Source organism: Parapedobacter luteus, assembly GCF_900168055.1.
Lineage (GTDB): Bacteria > Bacteroidota > Bacteroidia > Sphingobacteriales > Sphingobacteriaceae > Parapedobacter > Parapedobacter luteus.
Map to the genome: position 1 here is coordinate 73985 of NZ_FUYS01000002.1, position 19906 is coordinate 93890.

Consider the following 19906-nt stretch of genomic DNA (forward strand, 5'->3'; position numbering starts at 1 on the left):
GACTCCCGGGTTGTCCGTGCTAGCGAATGGGTTGGATACAGCTGTTGATTAACTTGCAAAATGGAACGATATAGACTGCGACAACTGTTGGTTGATTACGCCAACGGAACGATTACTGCGACCGACATGGAGACACTGTTGGATCATGTGGCTAGGTATCGAAAAGGCGATGATTTGGATGACCTGTTGCAGGAGTTATTAGAAAGTACCCCCGCCGACATGGATGTCCCGACAGATTCGGAAATTTTATATCAACGGATTGTGCAGCATCCGCGGTTTGGCCACCGCCGTCGCCGGTGGCGTAATTACTGGTGGTATAGTGCTGCGGCCGTTTTGGTGATCGCCGGCGGTTGGTTTTTTGCGGATATCGGCGGGAGTGGCGATAAGAACTCAACCCCACTTATTGCGGAAATCACGCGAACGGTCACTTCGGCACCGACGGAAAGACCGATATTGCAATTGTCAGATGGAAAGATCATCGATTTGGGCCAAGCGGTCAACGGCGTACTTGCCGTGGAGGATGGTACTCTGGTCAAATTTGACGGTCTTACGCTCAGTTACGAGGGAAAACCGGCGAATGAGGATGGGCAACTGCGTAAACACCGCATCATCACTCCGAAGGGGCACCAATACCATGTCTTGTTGCAGGATGGTTCGGAGATATGGGTAAATGCAGCGACTGAATTGGTATATCCGGTACGTTTTGACAGACATAAACGGGAAGTAAGCGTCATCGGGGAGGCCTATTTCGAAGTGGAAAAAGCAATGGATTGGCCGTTCGTTGTAAAGACAGGTATGCAGGAAATCGAGGTTTTGGGTACTCATTTTAACGTCAGTGCCTATGAAGATGACGAACGATCAAGCACGACGTTGTTGGAAGGGCAGGTGCGTGTATCGGCTGTCGAAAATCAAGACGCATCGGCACCTACGAATCGCCGATCCACGGTACTTAAGCCGGGTCAGCAGGCTGTTACAAAAAAAGGAGGAAGCGGTATCTCGGTTAGCCCGGTCGATACCGAAGAAGTTGTCGCTTGGAGAGACAACCTGTTTGTCTTCAACAACGAGGAGATAAGCGAAGTGATGAAGGCAGTGAGCAGATGGTATGACGTTGAAGTGGAATACCTCGATGGCATGGCGGGTAAACGTATCGGGGGTAGCATTCCTCGTTTTGACCAAGTTGAGCAAATGATGGACGCGCTTCAGGCGACAGGCCTGTTGCATTACAAAATGAAAGGAGGTGTGATCGTGGTCATGAAATAGCCCGGTGTCGCGCCCGAAAAGAAAAAGCCGGAAGCGAGGCAACGCTTCCGGCTAAAGATTTCCTCACCCTTGGGGCTGAGTCGGGCCTATCAAAAAGTAAACGTGATTAACCAACAGTCTTAATAAACCCTTTATGATGCAAATGTATGAAAAGCTTGCCACAATTTGTGGCGATAGGCTAACCAATTTACTTAATTCGTCGATCGTTATGCGTTTGTCTTTGATGTGGCTGGTTGTCAGTATGCACATGAGTGTCTTCGCAATTGGGCAGCATGTGACACTGAACCAACGAAATGCCTCTTTGGCGACGGTGTTGAAAGAAATCAAACGACAAACGGGATACCATTTCCTGTATGACGCCGAAGCGGTGCTGGAAGCACCTCCCATTTCCTTAACACTGAAAAATGTGCCGGTAGAAGAAGCCCTTAAACAGTGTTTGGAAGGATTGTCATTGAAGTTCGTGATTAATCAAAAGAACATCATCATATCCAAGCAATCCTCGCCCGTCGCCAAGCCGGAGATAACCACACAGCGCACGGTTACCGGGCGTGTCACGGATACAAACGGGACTCCCCTCGAAGGGGTGACCGTGTCCGTAATGGGAACGGCAATCGCCACGACAACAGACAACGAGGGCACCTATCGATTGGTACTGCCGTCGGAAGTTGGGACCATAGTGTTCACAATTGTCGGCTATGCCCGATATGAGGCCGATTCGTCTTCGGGTGATGTAATAAATGTGTCGTTGAGGGAGGAGATCAGTGACTTGGAAGAGGTTGTTGTGGTGGGGTATGGAACCCAGAATAAAAGTACACTAACCGGTGCGGTTTCGGCCGTCAGTGAAGAACAGCTTGGGCTTGCTCCCGCCGGCGACGCCGCATCCAGGTTGCAAGGAAGGGTGTCCGGCGTTACCGTTACCAATAACAATTCGCCGGGTGGCAGTGCAACAGTTCGGGTGCGCGGAATCGGATCCATCAATAACAACAACCCGTTATATGTTGTAGACGGCGTGCCGATAAGTGGCGGACTGAATGCCATAAATCCAAACGATATCGAAACGATGACCGTATTGAAAGATGCTTCGTCATCGGCTATATACGGGTCGAGGGCTGCAAATGGCGTCATTGTGATCACGACGAAAAGTGGCAAGGGAGGCAAGCTAAAGTTGGACTTCAGCGGAAGATATGGGCTGCAGAATCCGATGAATAAGCTCGATTTGCTGAATTCGCAGGAATTGGGTGAGAAGAAGTGGCAGGAAAAGATCAACGACGGACTGACACCGGAGAGTGCGGGTTGGGGAGACTTGCAGTACGGTTACGGGCCCGACCCCGTGATACCTGACTACACGTTTCCCCAAGCCGGAAAGATCGGAGAGGTGGATGAGAATTTGTATAGCTATCCGTCTCCCTACTACGGAATAACAAAAGCCAATAAAGCGGGGACGGACTGGCTTGATGAGATATTTAATACGGCAAGCATTCAAGAGTATAACTTCTCTGTGCGGGGAGGCGGTGAAAATAGTAGTTATTTTATTTCCAGTGGTTTGTTAGACCAACGGGGTATCGTTCGGGAAACCGGATTCAGGCGTTATAGTGTTCGATCCAATTCAAGTTTTAAGATTACTAATTGGTTGGAAATCGGTCAGAATCTGGGTGTATCTTATTCTGATCAAAATGGACTGAGAGACGGCGATGTAACGGCGGCAATTACTAGCGCAATGAATGCCCACCCTATTTTGCCGGTTTATGACATCAAGGGCAATTTTGCGGGAACCAAATCCCCGGGAACCGGGAACGGGCATAATCCGGTTGCCCAGTTGATAAGGGGGAAAAACAACTATTCGCGAGAAACTCGTATTTTGGGAAATGTCTATGCACAAGCGAATTTTACGAAGGACTTATCTTTTAGGTCAACTTTCGGGACCGATCTCAACAACAACAAAGCCAAGGTCTATACGTTGAGAAACCCGGAATTTACGCAGACCAACCTGAATAACGGCATCCTGGAAACGCATCTCAGCGGGTTTCAGTTTAATTGGTCTAACACATTGACTTTTAGTAAAATTTTGGGTGATAATCATCATTTTGATTTATTGATCGGTACGGAAGCCATCAAGCACACCACTGAATTGTTCAACGCTGGAAGATCTTCATACGCATTTGAAGATGAGGATTTCATGATCCTGGATGCAGGTGAAGAGAATTTTATCAACGCCGGAAATTTCGATAGTTGGTCCCTTTTTTCCTACTTCAGCAGGCTAAATTACAACTATAATGGTAAATACCTACTGGAGGCCGTGGTACGCCGGGACGGGTCATCCAGATTTACCAAGGCAAACCGATGGGGTACCTTCCCGGCGCTGTCGGCGGGCTGGCGCGCGCTTGAGGACCTTGGGGAAGTGAGTTTTATAGACGATCTGAAACTGCGCGTGGGTTGGGGGCAGAATGGCAACGACAACGTCGGCAACTACAATGCCTATAGTACGTTCCGCTCGCACGGATTTGAATCGTACTACAACATTTCGGGTTCCAGCAGGAACCGGTCGGAAGCCGGAATCGCTCCCTTTAGGCTTGGAAATCTTCAAGGGAGATGGGAAACAAATACGACCACAAATGCCGGAGTTGACTTGATGATGTTCAACCGGAAGTTGGAAGTCAATTTCGATGTGTTTACCCGAAGGACCACCGATATGCTCTATCCCGATACCCGCCCTGCTACATGGGGTGCACTGGAGTTGGCCTCCATCAATGTCGGCGAAATGAAGAATTCAGGTTTTGACCTGATGGTTGCTTACCGGCATGATATCGGAGAAACCTGGCACTTCAATGCGAGCGCAAACCTATCGCATTATAAAAACAAAGCGATCAACCTGAACGGCAACCCGAATGAAATCCGGTATGGAAGTCAGTTGCAAAACGACTATTACACCATCACGCAGGCAGGCATACCGATCTCATCTCATTATGGTTACGTGGTCGAAGGTTTTTTCAACACGCAGGAAGAGATAGACGCACACCCGAAATTCAATCCGAACCTTGACGGGATCGACACGTACAGCAAACTTGGTGTGTTTAAGTATAAAGATGTGAACAACGACGGTGTGGTCAACCAAGACGACCGAACCATCATCGGAAGCCCCCACCCGGATTTTACGTATGGCATAAACCTGTACGCGCAATACAAAGGGTTGGTGGATCTGACGATCTTCTTTCAGGGAAGCCAAGGAAACGACATCGCAAATTTTGCCAAGCGCACAATCCTGTTTAATCGGAATGACGGCAACTACCTGAAGTCTCGCTTGTATGAGTCCTGGACGCCAGAGCGGTATGCAAATGGAGAAAGAATTACCCTTCCGATCACTACCAATAACGATGCAATCTTGCAGCGGCCCTCAACGTTCTTCGTCGAGGACGGTTCCTATTTTAGGCTTAAGGATGTGCAGCTTGGTTTTAATGTTCCAGATGGGGCACTATCAAAACTGAGAGCTTCCTCACTGCGTATTTTCTTGCAAGCGACAAACTTGTTTACCGTCACGGAATATTCTGGTTTGGATCCCGAACTAAGTTCCGGTAATGATTCAAACCTTGGTGTCGATTCAACCGTTTATCCGACACCCCGTATGTTCACTTTTGGAATTAACATGAACTTTTAACGAAAGAAAAAATGAAAAAGTGGTTTAGATATAGCTATGCGCTGTGTATATCGATATTTTTTTCTTGTTCCGATAGTTTTTTTGAGATCAAACCCAAGGGGCAAGCCAGTATCGATGACTTATCATCAAAGACAGGTGTGGAAGCCCTGTTGCTGGGGGCCTATGCGGCCGTCGATGGAGTGAACGGCAAACTTGGCGATGGCTGGGCTTCTGCAGAATCCAATTGGGTCTGGGGGGAGGTAGCGTCTGACAATGCTTATAAAGGAAGTGTGTCGGGCGATCAGAACCCCATCAATGCGATCGAAGGCTTTTTTGTTGAGGCCACAAACGTTTATGTAACCGATCATTGGACGACTCTTTTCGACGGCGTGCAGCGTGCGAATGTCATCCTTCAGGTGCTTCCCCGGGTGCAAGACATCGCGGAGACGGAAAGGCGCCAAATTGAAGCGCAAGCCCGGTTCCTGCGGGCGCATTTCTACGTTGAACTGGTGCGCGTACACGGGAACGTGCCATACATCGATGAAAATACGGAAAATCCGGGGGAAGTCCCCAATGATCGTCCGATATGGAATGAAATAGAAGCCGATTTGCAGTTTGCCAGCGACCACCTGCCCCACCGTTGGACGGACAAGGGACGGGCAACCAAGTGGGCGGCCATTACCTATAAGGCGTACATCCATATGTTGCAAAACGAACACGCGGAAGCAAGGCCGCTGCTGTTGGATGTGTATGAGAACGGTGGCTTCAGTTTAATGCCCAGTTACGAGCAAAATTACCGAACGGCATACGTAAATAATGAAGAGTCCATTTTTGAGGTGCAGTATGCCGTGAATGACGGATTCCAGCTTGGACAGTACACCGGCAGCCCGAATGCAGGGCCGGGAAATAGCATTATCGGCATGACGTTTATGGGGGGAAGCGGCTTTCTCCAACCTTCTCATAACCTCGTCAGCGCGTTTCGAGTGGGAGACAATGGCCTGCCGCTATTGGATGACACCTATACTCCAGACGATATACTGCCGTACTCGACTACCGGGGCAAGCGTGCTTTACACGGAGCCGGTAGACCCAAGGCTGGATCATACGGTGGGCAGACCCGGGGTGCCTTTTCTGGACTGGGGAGTACAGTTGGGACATGCCTGGATCCGCGACCCGACAAATGGCGGGCCATACATCACCAAGAAACAGATGTTTCTGTTGGCTGAGCGGGGGTCAAATTCCGGTGCAACCGGTCGAACGTTTTCGAATGCAAACAACTACCGGAAATTCAAGTTGAGCCACGTCATCCTTTGGCTGGCTGAGTGCGAGGCCGAGATCGGGTCGTTGGCCCGCGCAACAGAATTGACCAACCTGCTGAGGAACCGGGCAAAGCAATCCAACGTCGTCTCGTTTGACGATGGGACCCCTGCGGCCAATTACAAAGTCGAGCCTTATCCGGTTGCTTTTCCGACGAAAGAATATGCAAGGAAAGCAATCAGGCACGAACACCGCATGGAGTTGGCAATGGAGGGCTACCGTTTCTATGACTTGGTTCGTTGGGGAGTCGCAGGCCCGGTGTTGAACAATTTTATGCAGGTAGAATCGACCCGCATGAGTTATTATCAGGGAAGGCACTTCACGGTCGGACAAAATGAAATCTGGCCGGTCCCGCAACGAGAGATTGATCTGTCGGTGAAAGATGGCGTGCCGGTGCTTGTCCAGAATCCAGGTTATTGATGATGTAACAAGGCATTTCTGCACCGGAGTCTACAGGTGTGGAAATGCTGTTCTTTGAATACACAAACACGTATATAAATGTTGTTTTTTCGTAATAGATGGCTGCCGGCAGCGGTGGCGGTTGTCATGCTTTGGGCATGTGACACAGGACAGGACGGATACCGGACATGGCAGGTGTACGGAGGAAATGAAGAAAATATAAAATATGTTGCCTTGCGCCAAATCGACACCAGTAATGTCGCACGCTTGGAAGTTGCTTGGGAGTATGCCTCCGGTGAGGCTTCCGAAACCAATACGACCGACATGAAAACCAATCCGATTATCGTGGATGGCGTGTTGTACGGACTAAATCCCCAACTTAAGCTGTTCGCCTTGGATGCAGCAACGGGGGAGGAATTATGGACATTCGATCCCGGTGAAATACCGGTTCAGGGCGCCAATATCGGAAGGGGGCCATTTGCGGCTTCCACCAAAATATCGCGCGGATTGGCATTCTATGACGGAGGAAAAGATGATAGAAGAATACTCTATTCACCGGGTGGCGGACACACCTTGCATTGCGTGGATGCCAATACCGGAAAGCTCATCCCCTCTTTCGGAACAAATGGCATGATCGACCTTCATGATGATCTTGATGTTGAGAATGCGCATGACTTGCACATATCCAATACCAGTCCGGGAATCATTTTCGAAGACCTGATCATCGTGGGCTCCAGGTTGTCCGAAGCGGCGCAATCCCTGCCGGGGCATATCCGGGCGTATGACGTACATACAGGGGAGCGGAGGTGGATATTTCACACGATCCCGCATCCCGGGGAGAAAGGGTACGAAACCTGGGATAACCCGAAGGCGTATAAGTATGCGGGCGGCGCGAACGTCTGGGGCGGGTTCAGCCTGGATAAGGAACGGGGGATTGTCTTTGCGGGGACGGGTTCTGCGACGCCCGATTTTTACGGCGCTTACCGTGGGGGAGACAATCTTTTTGCGAACTGTGTACTGGCATTGGATGCCCGCACCGGGAAGCTGGTTTGGCATTATCAGACCGTACATCACGATCTGTGGGATTGGGATCATGCTTCGCATCCGATTTTAGCGCATGTAAAGAAAGATGGAAATGAGATCGACGTCGTCGTACAGGTCACGAAACAGGGCTTTATTTTCGTGTTAGACAGGGATACAGGCGAACCGATTTACCCTGTTGACGAAGTGCCGGTTCCTCAATCGGACCTTGTGAATGAGAAATCGTCTCCGACCCAGCCTGTACCTACCTTTTACAAACCGTTTGTACGGCAGGTGCTGACCGAAGCCGATCTGTTCAAAGCAGGGTTGCCCGATACGTCCTATCAACAGATCTTGCAACGGTTCCGTTCGCTCAAGACCGATAACATGTTCAATCCGCCATCCCTGCAGGGCACACTCCAGAACCCGGGGTGGAATGGCGGGGCAGAGTGGGGCGGGCCGGCGTACGATCCTGAGACGGGGGTGATGTACCTGAATGCAAACGAGTCGCCTTGGATCATGCAGATGGTCAAGGTGGAAGATGAACCCAACCCGCAAGGCTTTGACTTTGGTTCCGTCTATCAAACAAACAAGGAAGTGGGGATGCTGTTGTATCGGCAACAGTGCAGCAGCTGCCATGGGGCGGATTTGGGTGGGGGGGAAACCAATCCCTCCCTGGCGACCTACCCCTCGCTGAAAAATCTTCCTTTCGATGAAGAATCGTTTAAAAGTTTGATTGCGACAGGCCGGAACACGATGCCTGCATTTAGCCACCTGAGCAACGAGCAGCGCACGGCCATTGCCTCCTATGTCCTGAACTTGGAGGACAGGCAGAAAGAGCGTTATGTGCGGTCACAAGCGGAAAAGGTGCCGGAATACCTGACCAGTCCCTATCGCGTCACGGGAATGAAATTCCTTACACCTGAGGGATATCCGGCAGTAGCTCCTCCTTGGGGACACCTGTCTGCGATCAACCTGAGCACGGGCGAGACCGAGTGGAAAGTTCCTTTAGGCGATTACCCCGAACTAAAGGCTAAGGGTATAGCAGCCGGCAGCGAAAACTTCGGCGGGCCTGTCGTTACCGCCGGCGGGCTGGTGTTCATCGCCGCAACTAGGGATGAGAAAATCCGTGCGTTCAACAAGCAGACCGGAGCATTGCTTTGGGAAGCGGATTTGCCGGCGGCGGGCATTGCGACGCCAGCCGTGTATGCCATCAACAACAAACAGTACGTGGTGATCGCTTGCGGAGGAGGAGGTAAACAGCGGACAAAGTCAGGAGATAAGTACGTTGCATTTGCCCTTCCGGATTAATCAGATGTATAACACAAATTATTGCAAGATCATGAAAGCTAAAATTATCGGTAAATTATGGCATGTCAGCACAATTGTTGGCGTGCTGCTTTTGGCCTCGTTATCAAACGGTGTCGCGCAGTCCCCGGATGATGACTCTTGGGAGATACTCTTCAACGGTAAGGACTTGTCTGGCTGGAGACAACTGAATGGCAAGCACCGTTGGGAGGTACGCGACGGCATGATCGTCGGCACGACGGTAGCAGACCAGCCCAACGGCTTTTTATGCACCGAAGATGAGTATAGCGACTTCGTGCTGGAATTGGAAGTCTCTATCGATACGCTCATGAACAATTCAGGAGTCCAGTTCCGGAACCGGAGTTATCCGGCTTATCAAAACGGCCGCGTGCATGGCTATCAGATGGAAGTCGATCCCAAACCGCAGCAGTGGAGCGGCGCGATTTACGAGGAGGGAGGTGACAGACATTGGTTATACAGCGGGTTCTTGTTGACGCAGGCGGCGAAAGATGCATTCAAGCTGGACAATGTCGATGGTTACCAGTGGAATAAATATCGGATTGAATGTGTCGGGGCGAGGATCAGGACTTGGATCAACGGCGTGCCTGCGGCACACTTGATCGATGACCGTTTCCCGAGGGGATTTATCGGCCTTCAACTGCACGCCAACCAAGCGAACGATCCGGAAGGAGACTACCAGGTCAGGTTTCGGAATATCCGGATAAAGCGAGCTGACTTTACCCCGGCTCCATTGGATGATATTTACGTGGTAAACTACCTCCCCAACCAGCTTTCTGCGCAAGAGGAAAAAAACGGCGTCGTCTTGTTGTGGGATGGGCATTCCGCGGGTAAATGGCGGAAAGCGTCGGGCGAGACGTTGGACCAACGACAGGAAGGGAAACATGCGGCCGGGTGTTTGGCAGGCCAACAAGATACCTGTGTGTTTCGTTTCGATACGCCAATCACGATGGACCTCCCTTACACGGCGTTTGAGTTGACCTTTGACTTTAAATACGATGAACACGGCGAGGGAGGGCTGATCTACTTGGCTGATTCCCAGTCGGTGGTTGAGGATGGGAGCAATGCGCTGCAATATCATATCAGGCACGATGGCGATGGAGCTTCGCTGGATACGACCCGTTCACTAGGCGCGTTGTACGGCCTGCTGCCGTCTACGAAGCACTGGTGGTTTACCAAAAAGCCCAACCACTGGAATCAAGCCGTCGTTCGAGTCTTTCCCGACAGAAGGGTGGAACACTGGCTGAATGGATATTTAGTTTTGGAATATGATCTGGACAGCTTGAGCGATCAATTAACCGACGGTACAACCATTGCCTTGCGAAGCGGCGTAGCCTATCGCAGCCTTAAGGTGAGAAAATTAAATTAATACATACCGTCAAAGCATCAGCAATAGTTATGGCAATAAGGAAGTTTCGGGCATAGGGTTAGACGCGTTAGCAGCAGCATCTTTCCAGGCCCGGACTTCTTATCGCAAATCGTGGCGTGTTTTAGCTTTACACGTAGTTGCAACATAAAATCGTACTTTTGAAGCTGGATTCAGGCTTCGGTTACACCGGAAGGACATGGATATTGTTTTACAAACGGGAAAGGAGCTGGCTACGCCGTTATATGGAGCTTCCCAAGTAGCAGCTTATATGGATGCAGCAATTGCTGCGGGCGGAGGTGATTTAGACCACAGTGCGCTTGCGCTGTTGACGGAGCGGCTCGCTGGAATAACAGATTGATAGAAATGCATATTCTGATCGCACCAAATGCGTTTAAACATGCCCTCGACGCTCCTAAAGCCGCGGCATGCATTCGGAGCGGCCTGTTGGCGAGCAGGCTCTCCTGTACATGTGAGTGTTTTCCGATTGGTGATGGGGGGAATGGGACTTGCCGGTTGATTATCGATAAACTACATGGTGAGGTGGTCAAAACCCGGGTTGCTGATCCATTGGGCCGACCAGTCGAAGCAAGCTATGGCCTGATACATGACAGGCAAACGGCAGTAATAGAAATGGCGGATTCTTCGGGATTACATCTGCTCAAGCCGGAAGAGTTGGCGCCGCTCCGGGCAAGTTCCTATGGCACGGGCCAACTCATGACTGCCGCGTTGGCGAAAGGGGTAAAAAAAATCATCCTTGGCATGGGCGGGTCTGCGACGGTTGATGGAGGCAGCGGCATCCTGTCTGCCCTTGGCGTCCGGTTTTTGGACCGGCAGGGAAAAGAAATCACGGCGCTCCCGTCGGGCTTGGCGCATCTACATGCCATAGACGCCTCGGGATTGGACAAACGGCTGGCTTCGTGTACGATTGATATTCTTTGCGATGTCGCAAATCCATTGCTTGGGCGAGATGGCGCTGCGCATGTTTTCGGGCCGCAGAAAGGTGCTTCACCCGCCGACGTAGCACAATTGGAGGAGATTTTAGCGCATTATGCGCAGGTGGTACTGGACCAATCCGGGCGCGATATCACCTCCATTACCTCCGGGGGGGTAGCGGGTGGTGCAAGTGCGGGGTTGTTTGGTTTATTGGATGCTCGTCTGGTGAATGGTATCGATTATTTTCTTCAACTCACAGATTTCTTAAAGTCTTTGGAGGAGAGTGATTTAGTGATTACGGGCGAAGGGAGCCTTGATGGGCAAACATTATACGGAAAAGGTCCGTACGGGGTTGCATTGCAGGCAAAGGAAATGAAAAAGCCGGTTATCGGCCTTGCCGGAAAGGTTCCTATGGATCGGCTGACGGGGCTAGAGGATTATTTTGACTTGATATTGGCCATCGGAAACGGACCGATGCCATTGGAAAATGCATTGCAGGCGACCGCCGAAAACCTTGAACGGGTAGCCTTGCAAATCGGGAATCTCCTGTCAGCGCTCAACGCTAAATGACAGTATACCGGGATAATTTTTAAATTAGCGCCGACGGAAACAGCCGACGCCATGAAACAACTAAGCCGGATATATCGGGGCCATATCCCTTTTGTGCGTTTTTTGCTGGCATTGCTGGCAGGCATCGCAGTCGGATACGCGATTACACCACAACAACCGCTGTATATCGCCGCATGGATGATGTTAGTGATCCTGGCGGCAAGTTTCGTCTGCTTCATGTGCTTTACCAAGCTGCGGCAATACGGTCATTATGCCACAATGGGCTGTTTGGCGTTGTCGGCCTTGGCGGTGATTGGTTTTATTCAATCTTGGCATTCCGACCCTGAAATCGATCGGTCGCATTTTAGTCGTTATGAATCGAAGGCGCTGGTCGGCTATATAGCGGATGAGCCGCTCATGCGGGGTGAGCATTTGCGCTTTCCGCTTGCAGTTACCCGAGTATATGGCGAGGATGGGCTGGTGGATGTTTCCGGAAAACTGATGCTGACGATACGTATACAGGATACCTTATCCGTACCGATGCTTCGATATGGTGATGAACTGGTCATCCCCGCGGTGTACCGCGAAGTGCCACCGCCTTACAATCCCGGCGAATTGAATTATCAGCGATATTTGGCAAATAAGGACATATGGCATCAGGCTTACTTGCAAGCGGATGAGACAAAAAAAATCGGGACAGACAAGGGGAATCCCCTCGTGGCTCAAGCGCTCGCTGTACGGCAGCGCATGGTCGGCAAGTTTTCCCGGCATATCGCCCATGAAGATGCGTTGTCTGTAGCGTCTACGTTGATTTTGGGATACCGCGCGGATTTGAGCGAAACGTTGCTCCAGGCATTTTCCAACACGGGCACTATCCATGTCCTGAGCGTATCGGGCATGCATGTGGTCATTGTGTTCTGGCTGTTTTCTAAGCTGTTTTGGTGGATGAATCGCAACAAAGGCCTTCGAATCGCTAAGTTTATGCTGTTGTTGACGGCAATATGGGGATATGCATTGCTTACCGGGTTTTCGCCGTCTGTATTACGGGCCGCCATGATGACAAGTTTTGTCATGGCTGCCATGGCCTTGGGGCAGCGAAACCGTGTGTATAACAGCATCGCCGCTTCGGCGTTTTTTCTATTGCTATACCATCCTAAGTTTATTGCGGACGTTGGCTTCCAACTTTCGTATCTGGCGGTGCTGGGTATTGTTTTCCTGTACCCCGTTCTGCAAGCGGCGTTCCCCGTGGCCAATCGTTTTGCAAGGCCGGTGCTGAGTTATACGTGGCTATCGATCGCTGCCCAAACAGGTGCCGGGCCCCTGGCTACCTATTACTTTCATCAGTTTCCGCTTTATTTTCTGCCTGCAAATCTGCTCGTTGTATTGCCGGCAAGCGGGATTATGTATTTAGGGTTCGCTCTCCTGTTGTTGCCGGCGGGGCCGTTGGCCGCATGGACCGGCGCAGTGTTGGAAACGCTAATCTTAATGGTCAATCGTTTGCTCAGCGATATCGAGTCGTTGCCGATGGCCAGTATACGTGGGATCTGGATGACGTGGTGGCAAAGCCTCTTGATTTATTTCTCCCTGCTTACCGCAGTCCTTGCCTTCGTGATGCGGAGTAAGCGCCTGGTCTATGGGATGTTGGCTTGCTGTCTGCTTCTGGCGTTTTCCGCATTTTCGGCGATCATCCAAGGGTCGCATGGGAGGGAAGTGACCATTTTCAACGTCGGGCGGGATATGGTCATCGGCTTGGTCAGCAAGGGAGAAGCGTGGATATACAGCGATCGACCGGCGATGGATGATCGGACGATCCGTTATTCGGCGCTGCCAAAACTGGAAGCACATGTGCCTATGCCGGCCATCGGCTTTGTACCGCAGGACAGTAGCTATCGTGGTCAACAACTATACATAAAGGAATCGATTATTCAATTTGGCAATTTAAGGCTCATGGTATACGATGGTAGCGAACGGTATACGGGCCATGTACACGTTGATATACTGCTTCTGCGAAACAATCCGCGAATCGCATGGGAAAAACTAACGGAAATTGTCAGCTGTAAGCGATTGCTGTTGGACGGATCCAATAGCGACTCGACCATTAGGCGCCTGAAGGGAGCCGCCGAAAAAGTAGGTATCCCCGTGTACGTATTGAAAAATAATTTTGCGTATAGCCAACGCGATGGCGAGGGATGACAACCAGGCTTCGTTATTTTTTGCGTGGCAATGTGTAGCCAATGGTCCATTCCACGAAGTCGGCCACACCTTTGTGTGCCTTGATGGAGACACCCATGTAGGAATTGCCAAGTACCTTATAACGTACGCCGATCCGTAAAAAAAACGGGTCCGTTTCGCCGTTAAATCGATTGCGGTGCACGTACCAACCAACATTGCCGTTGAGATAGAGCCTGCTGGTAAGCAGATGGTCAATACTAACGGCCGGACCACCCGAAAACAATGCACCGAACGTGGAAGCATCGGCTCCTGCTTTTTCAAGGTCTCGTCCGGAATCCGAGTAAAAGATATTGGCACCCAGGCCCAACCGCCATTTATAATGCAATGGGTGGGTCCAGAATAATCCCAACGTCGATTTGAAGTATCGCCGGCTGCCCTGGTCGAGTTGTTTGATGCCGACGGCGTAATAAAAGTCAAATCCGTCTGATGTTTCAAGCGCGAGCACGGAATCTTTGCTGAAATCAAACTGTGTCTGCGCTGGCAGGTAAGTCAGCGCTACCGTAAGCGGGACTAAGTTTATTCCGGAGTTTGGTTTTTTTATGGAACCGTTTGAAAAATGATGGAAGGCAAATCCCGCCCCGATTTGAAAACGGCTGCTTAATTTGTAGTTAGCCTGGACGCCGAGATCGATAAATACATTCCTATGTGTGCCCAGGAGTTCGTTGAATGGATTGTTATCTTCATCATAAGGTTCGAAATTACTGGCCAAGCCCAAGGATATCCGGTAGTTGAAATCCCACCGGCTGAACCGGCCGGGTTTTATGGGGATCGCAACAAAGCCATACAGTGCATTCGGCGTGCCGATTTCGGACTTCCGGAACGTGCTGGAATATAATCCGATACCGTACACCGGATAGTTATACAATTGATGATATGCGTCCGAGCCCCGCTCGGTTTGCCAGCCGATTTTAAGATTGACCCCGTTGTAATAGATGTCGCCGAGTTCTTCTCGGATGCGATCATTTTTATACAACATCCCGCCGTTTTCCACTTCCAATTGGATTAGGATATTCGATAGTCGGGTCTCGGTGGCCCCTACGGAAGACGATCCGTCGGTTTGGCCGTACCTGGGGACAGTCTGTGATAGCACAAACTTCGGCGCTAGCCAAAGGACACAAGCGAAGGCTATTGCCAGCATGCTTGGCAACCGGGAGAAAGGACAATGACGATGGATTCGATATAGGGCCGATGAGTGTGATGGCATATACAAGGGATGTAGAATACGCTTTTATCTCGGCGAAGGTATCACTTTTGCTTAAAAATTCGCTTTAAAAATACACTTTCTTAACGCTGAGTGCTGGATTTGACTGCCGGAGTACGCGTGATCGCCAGGTGTTGTGTCCGCCATGTATGTGTAGCTGGGGATATTTTTGTATGTTTGGGAGGTTGAAGCCCATTGGCCATGAACAGTGTAGAAATCCTGCGCAGATACTGGAAACATGAATCTTTTCGGCCGTTACAGGAAGAGATTATCCGTTCTGTACTGGATGGCCGTGACACCTTGGCGTTAATGCCTACCGGTGGCGGCAAATCGATTTGTTTCCAGGTGCCTGCAATGGTCAAACCGGGCATATGTATTGTCGTTACGCCACTTATCGCATTGATGAAAGATCAGGTGGAAAACCTGAAAGCCAAGGGGATTGAAGCCATAGCGATCTTTTCCGGCATGACGAAACGGGAGGTGGACATCGCGCTTGATAATTGTATCTATGGCCGTATCAAATTTCTTTACCTGTCTCCCGAGCGGCTTGCGAGCGAACTGGTGCAGGAGCGAATCCGGTACATGAACGTCGTTCTTTTTGCGGTAGATGAGGCGCATTGCATCTCGCAGTGGGGCTACGACTTCAGACCGGCTTACCTCAACATCGCCATGCTGCGGTCATTGCATCCGGGTGTACCCTTTCTTGCGCTGACGGCCACCGCTACCGCCAGGGTCGTGGATGACATCCAGGAGAAACTGGGGTTTACTGCCCGCAATGTGCTGAAGAAAAGTTTTTTGCGGGACAACCTTGCCTACATGGTCGTGGAGGCGGAAGACAAAATCGGACGGATGTTGCGGGTGATCCGTAAGCTCGGGGGGAGTGGTATCGTGTACGTACGCAACCGGCGGGAGACGCAAGAAGTGACGCGTATTTTGCTGCATGAGGGCGTGTCTGCCGACTTTTACCATGCCGGCCTGGAAACGCAAGAACGTGCGCGCAAGCAGGAAGCATGGAAAAATAACACCACGCGGGTCATCGTCGCTACCAACGCCTTCGGTATGGGCATTGACAAGCCCGACGTGCGTTTTGTCATCCACCTGGATATACCGGATTCACTGGAGGCTTATTTTCAGGAGGCTGGCCGTGCTGGCCGCGATGGGAAGAAGGCGTATGCGGTGTTGCTGCATCATGAAAGTGATCGCGACCGCCTCCGTAAGCATTTCGAACTGAGCTTCCCGGCTATTGATTTTATCAAGCAAGTCTACCAGCAGCTGGGCAATTATTACCAATTAGCCTATGGAGCGGGAGAAGGAATTATGCTGGACTTCGATGTGGCTGATTTTTGCCGCCGGTATAAATTGGATGTCATCATGACGCTCAATGCCTTGAAATTTCTTGAGCGCGATGGCTGGATTAGCGTAAGCGAAAACGTATACCTGCCCTCCCGGGTTAAATTAGAGACCAGTCAGCAGGACTTGTACAGATTCCAGGTGGAAAACGCGGCATACGACGGATTCATCAAAACTATCTTGCGGAGTTACGGAGGCGCATTTGATTATTTTGTCCCCATCCGTGAACATGAGCTGGCACGCAGGATGGGTAAAAGTGTCAAGGCTATCACCGAAATGCTGGAATACCTTCAAAAGGTTGGGATCCTCACTTACCTCCAGCAAACCGACGGGCCCCAGTTGCAATTTTTGCGGCCCCGGATGGATAATAATCGTTTGTATGTTGATAGCCAGTATCTGCGTGATCGCAAGGCAACGAAACAGGAACAACTGGACGCCGTTTTTCGCTACCTGGATGTGAAAAACTGCCGCAGTATGCAGTTATTGGCTTATTTTGGTGAGCAAAATTCGGCACCTTGCGGCAGCTGCGACCGCTGCGTGAACGACAGACGGGAAGTCGACGCGGAACAGCGGCTGATGGCCGAACTCGTTGATGTACTGGCTGATGGCGCCATGACCATCGATCAACTTGTGACGAGCATGCAGACGGGCAGCGAGGCTACCCGGTTGGCATTTATTCGTAAACGGTTGGATGAGGGGACGCTGAAAGTCAACGGTGATAAGTATTATTTGGGTTGAGTGGGGCGTCGGTTGTTTTTTTGAACAAGGTGTTCGCGAATGCAAAGCATTTTAGTTAAGTTTGTTGCCATTCATGAACAAATAACCTTTCGCATCAATAACTTTTGATCGTACATAATATGTCTGAAAACGCCAAAATTCATTACACCAAAACAGATGAGGCCCCATTGTTGGCCACGTATTCATTGTTGCCCATTGTTAAAGCTTTTACCGCCACGGCTGGCATATCGGTCGTCGAGAAAGATATTTCGTTGGCTGGACGGATCATAGCGAATTTTCCGGACTACCTTCAGGACGAACAAAAAACGGGTGACGCCTTGGCTGAACTCGGCCAGTTGGCGACCACGCCGGAAGCGAATATTATCAAACTGCCGAATATTTCCGCCTCAATTCCCCAATTGAAGGCAGCGATCGCTGAATTGCAGTCTAAAGGATATGCGGTGCCCAATTATCCGGAAGATCCCAAGACCGAAGAGGAGAAGGCGATCAAGGCCCAATACGCCAAAGTGCTTGGATCGGCCGTCAACCCGGTCTTGCGTGAAGGGAACTCGGACCGCCGGGCACCACGGGCCGTAAAGAATTATGCCAAGCAACATCCGCATTCCATGGGTGCTTGGACAGCTGATTCCAAAACCCGCGTAGCTTCCATGGCTGATGGCGACTTTTATGGTAGCGAACAGTCAGTCACCATACCGAATGATACGACTTTTGTCATTGAATTCATTGCTGAGGACGGAACAAAAACGCAACTGAAAGCACCAACAAAACTGTTGGCTGGCGAGGTCATCGACTGTTCACGGCTCAGTGTCCGGGCGTTGAAGGATTTTGTCGCCAGGGAAATCAAGACTGCCCACGAGGCGGGGGTACTGCTGTCGGCACATTTAAAAGCCACCATGATGAAGGTGTCCGATCCGATTATCTTTGGTGCAATTGTCGAAGTGTATTTTGCTGATGTATTCACCAAATACGCTGCGTTGTTTGCCGAACTGGGAGTGGATACGCGCAACGGCTTGGGTGATGTTTATGCAAAAATCGCTGGGCACCCCCAGGAGGCCGAAATAAAGACTGCCCTGGCGCAGGCCATGGAAAATGGGCCGGATCTGGCGATGGTCAACTCCGATAAGGGCATCACCAACTTACATGTGCCTTCTGATGTGATTGTAGACGCTTCCATGCCGGCTATGATCCGCAGCTCCGGTAAAATGTGGAATAAAAACGGTGAATTGCAGGATACGATAGCCCTTATCCCGGACCGCTCTTATGCAGGTGTATATGTCGCTACGATCGACAACTGTAAGCAGCACGGTGCGTTTGATCCATCGACAATGGGTTCGGTGTCAAATGTGGGACTAATGGCTCAGAAAGCCGAAGAATATGGATCGCATGACAAAACGTTCCAAGCTGCTGCTAAAGGTGTTATTCAGGTATCCGATGGTGAGGGCAATGTCTTGATGAAGCAAGACGTGGAAGCCGGTGATATCTTCCGGATGTGCCAGACTAAGGACGCGCCAATCCGCGATTGGGTTAAACTGGCCGTAAACCGCGCTCGCCTATCCAATACGCCGGCTGTATTCTGGCTTGACGAAAACCGTGCTCATGACAGGCAGATTATTGAAAAGGTAAATGCGTATTTGCAGGACCATGACTTGACCGGGTTGGATATCCGTATATTAAGTCCGGTGGAAGCAACGAAATTCTCTTTGGAACGTATCCGTAGGGGCGAGGACACCATCTCCGTCACGGGCAATGTACTGCGGGATTACCTGACCGATCTGTTTCCTATTCTTGAGCTGGGCACGTCTGCCAAGATGCTGTCTATCGTCCCGTTGATGAACGGCGGGGGGCTGTTTGAAACGGGTGCTGGCGGTTCGGCGCCAAAGCATGTGGAGCAGTTTCTCCAGGAGGGCTACTTGCGCTGGGATTCCTTGGGCGAATTCCTCGCATTGGCGGTTTCCCTGGAGCATGTCGGGCAGACCCAAGGAAATGCCAAGGCACTGGTATTGGCAGAGGCGCTGGATACAGCTACCGAAAAGTTCCTGGAAAATGATAAGTCACCGGCCCGTAAGGTCGGTCAAATAGATAATCGCGGTTCGCACTTTTATTTAGCGTTGTATTGGGCGCAGGCATTGGCTGCCCAGGATAAGGATGCAGACCTCCGATCGGTGTTTGCGCCGGTAGCAGAAAGACTGGCCGCGGACGAACGTGTCATCAATGAAGAATTGATCGCTGCCCAGGGAAAGCCACAGGATGTCGGTGGGTATTATTTCCCGGATGATGCATTGGCCGGCAAAGCGATGCGGCCGAGCGCTACGCTCAATGCTATCATCGAGTCTGTAACACGGAGTTAGGGCTTGTCTTCGTTGCTTGCCTCAAAGTAAGCAGGCAAGCGCCGGAAACGGCACCAATCAAAAGAAGCCGTCTCAAAAGCAATGAGACGGCTTTTCTTTTATGGGGCGCTGCCTACCAGCTGTAAGGCTGACAGCGGGCCAGCCCATCGGCGCATGCGGTGAGCGATTAAGCAAAAAAATCCCGCTGCACGTTTATGCAGCGGGAGTAGTTGTTAGTTAAACTTGCTTACGCAG

10 protein-coding genes and 1 pseudogene are annotated in these 19906 nt (G+C 50.8%); 10 read left to right on the plus strand and 1 reads right to left on the minus strand.

Going from position 1 to position 19906, the window contains the following annotated elements; genetic code table 11:
- The first annotated feature begins 60 nt into the window (after window positions 1–60).
- From B5X72_RS03495 to B5X72_RS03530, 8 genes and pseudogenes are all read left to right on the plus strand, one after another.
- Entirely contained in the window at window positions 61–1260 is a 1200-nt protein-coding gene (locus B5X72_RS03495; RefSeq protein ID WP_079715466.1) for a FecR family protein, read from the plus strand.
- A 208-nt stretch (window positions 1261–1468) separates the two neighbouring features.
- On the plus strand, window positions 1469–4912 hold the full coding sequence (locus tag B5X72_RS03500) for a TonB-dependent receptor (protein WP_176146086.1): 3444 nt from the start codon (window positions 1469–1471) through the stop codon (window positions 4910–4912).
- 11 nt (window positions 4913–4923) lie between these two features.
- On the plus strand, window positions 4924–6627 hold the full coding sequence (locus B5X72_RS03505) for a RagB/SusD family nutrient uptake outer membrane protein (protein WP_079715468.1): 1704 nt from the start codon (window positions 4924–4926) through the stop codon (window positions 6625–6627).
- A 78-nt stretch (window positions 6628–6705) separates the two neighbouring features.
- Window positions 6706–8937, plus strand: a complete 2232-nt coding sequence (locus tag B5X72_RS03510; RefSeq protein WP_079715469.1) for an outer membrane protein assembly factor BamB family protein — start codon at window positions 6706–6708, stop codon at window positions 8935–8937.
- Between the two features lie 31 nt (window positions 8938–8968).
- A complete protein-coding gene (locus B5X72_RS03515; protein ID WP_176146087.1) occupies window positions 8969–10321 on the plus strand; it encodes a 3-keto-disaccharide hydrolase in 1353 nt (450 codons plus the stop codon).
- Window positions 10322–10481: 160 nt separating this feature from the next.
- A pseudogene (locus B5X72_RS03520) lies at window positions 10482–10679 on the plus strand (NAD-binding protein); the annotation flags it as partial.
- A 5-nt stretch (window positions 10680–10684) separates the two neighbouring features.
- Window positions 10685–11824, plus strand: coding sequence for a glycerate kinase (locus B5X72_RS03525; RefSeq protein ID WP_079715472.1), 1140 nt, complete (start codon window positions 10685–10687; stop codon window positions 11822–11824).
- Window positions 11825–11875: 51 nt separating this feature from the next.
- Window positions 11876–13996, plus strand: a complete 2121-nt coding sequence (locus B5X72_RS03530; protein ID WP_079715473.1) for a ComEC/Rec2 family competence protein — start codon at window positions 11876–11878, stop codon at window positions 13994–13996.
- Window positions 13997–14009: 13 nt separating this feature from the next.
- Here B5X72_RS03530 and B5X72_RS03535 read toward each other — a convergent pair whose 3' ends face one another.
- Window positions 14010–15125, minus strand: a complete 1116-nt coding sequence (locus B5X72_RS03535) for an acyloxyacyl hydrolase (protein WP_245826811.1) — start codon at window positions 15123–15125, stop codon at window positions 14010–14012.
- A gap of 312 nt (window positions 15126–15437) precedes the next feature.
- On the opposite strand from B5X72_RS03535, the gene B5X72_RS03540 reads away from it, so the two are divergent.
- Window positions 15438–17324: a RecQ family ATP-dependent DNA helicase gene (locus B5X72_RS03540; protein ID WP_079715475.1), complete on the plus strand. Its 1887-nt coding sequence runs from the start codon at window positions 15438–15440 to the stop codon at window positions 17322–17324.
- A gap of 119 nt (window positions 17325–17443) precedes the next feature.
- Window positions 17444–19672 carry an NADP-dependent isocitrate dehydrogenase gene (locus B5X72_RS03545; RefSeq protein WP_079715476.1) on the plus strand — a complete coding sequence of 743 codons (2229 nt, stop codon included), beginning with the start codon at window positions 17444–17446 and terminating at the stop codon, window positions 19670–19672.
- The last annotated feature ends 234 nt before the right edge of the window (window positions 19673–19906 follow it).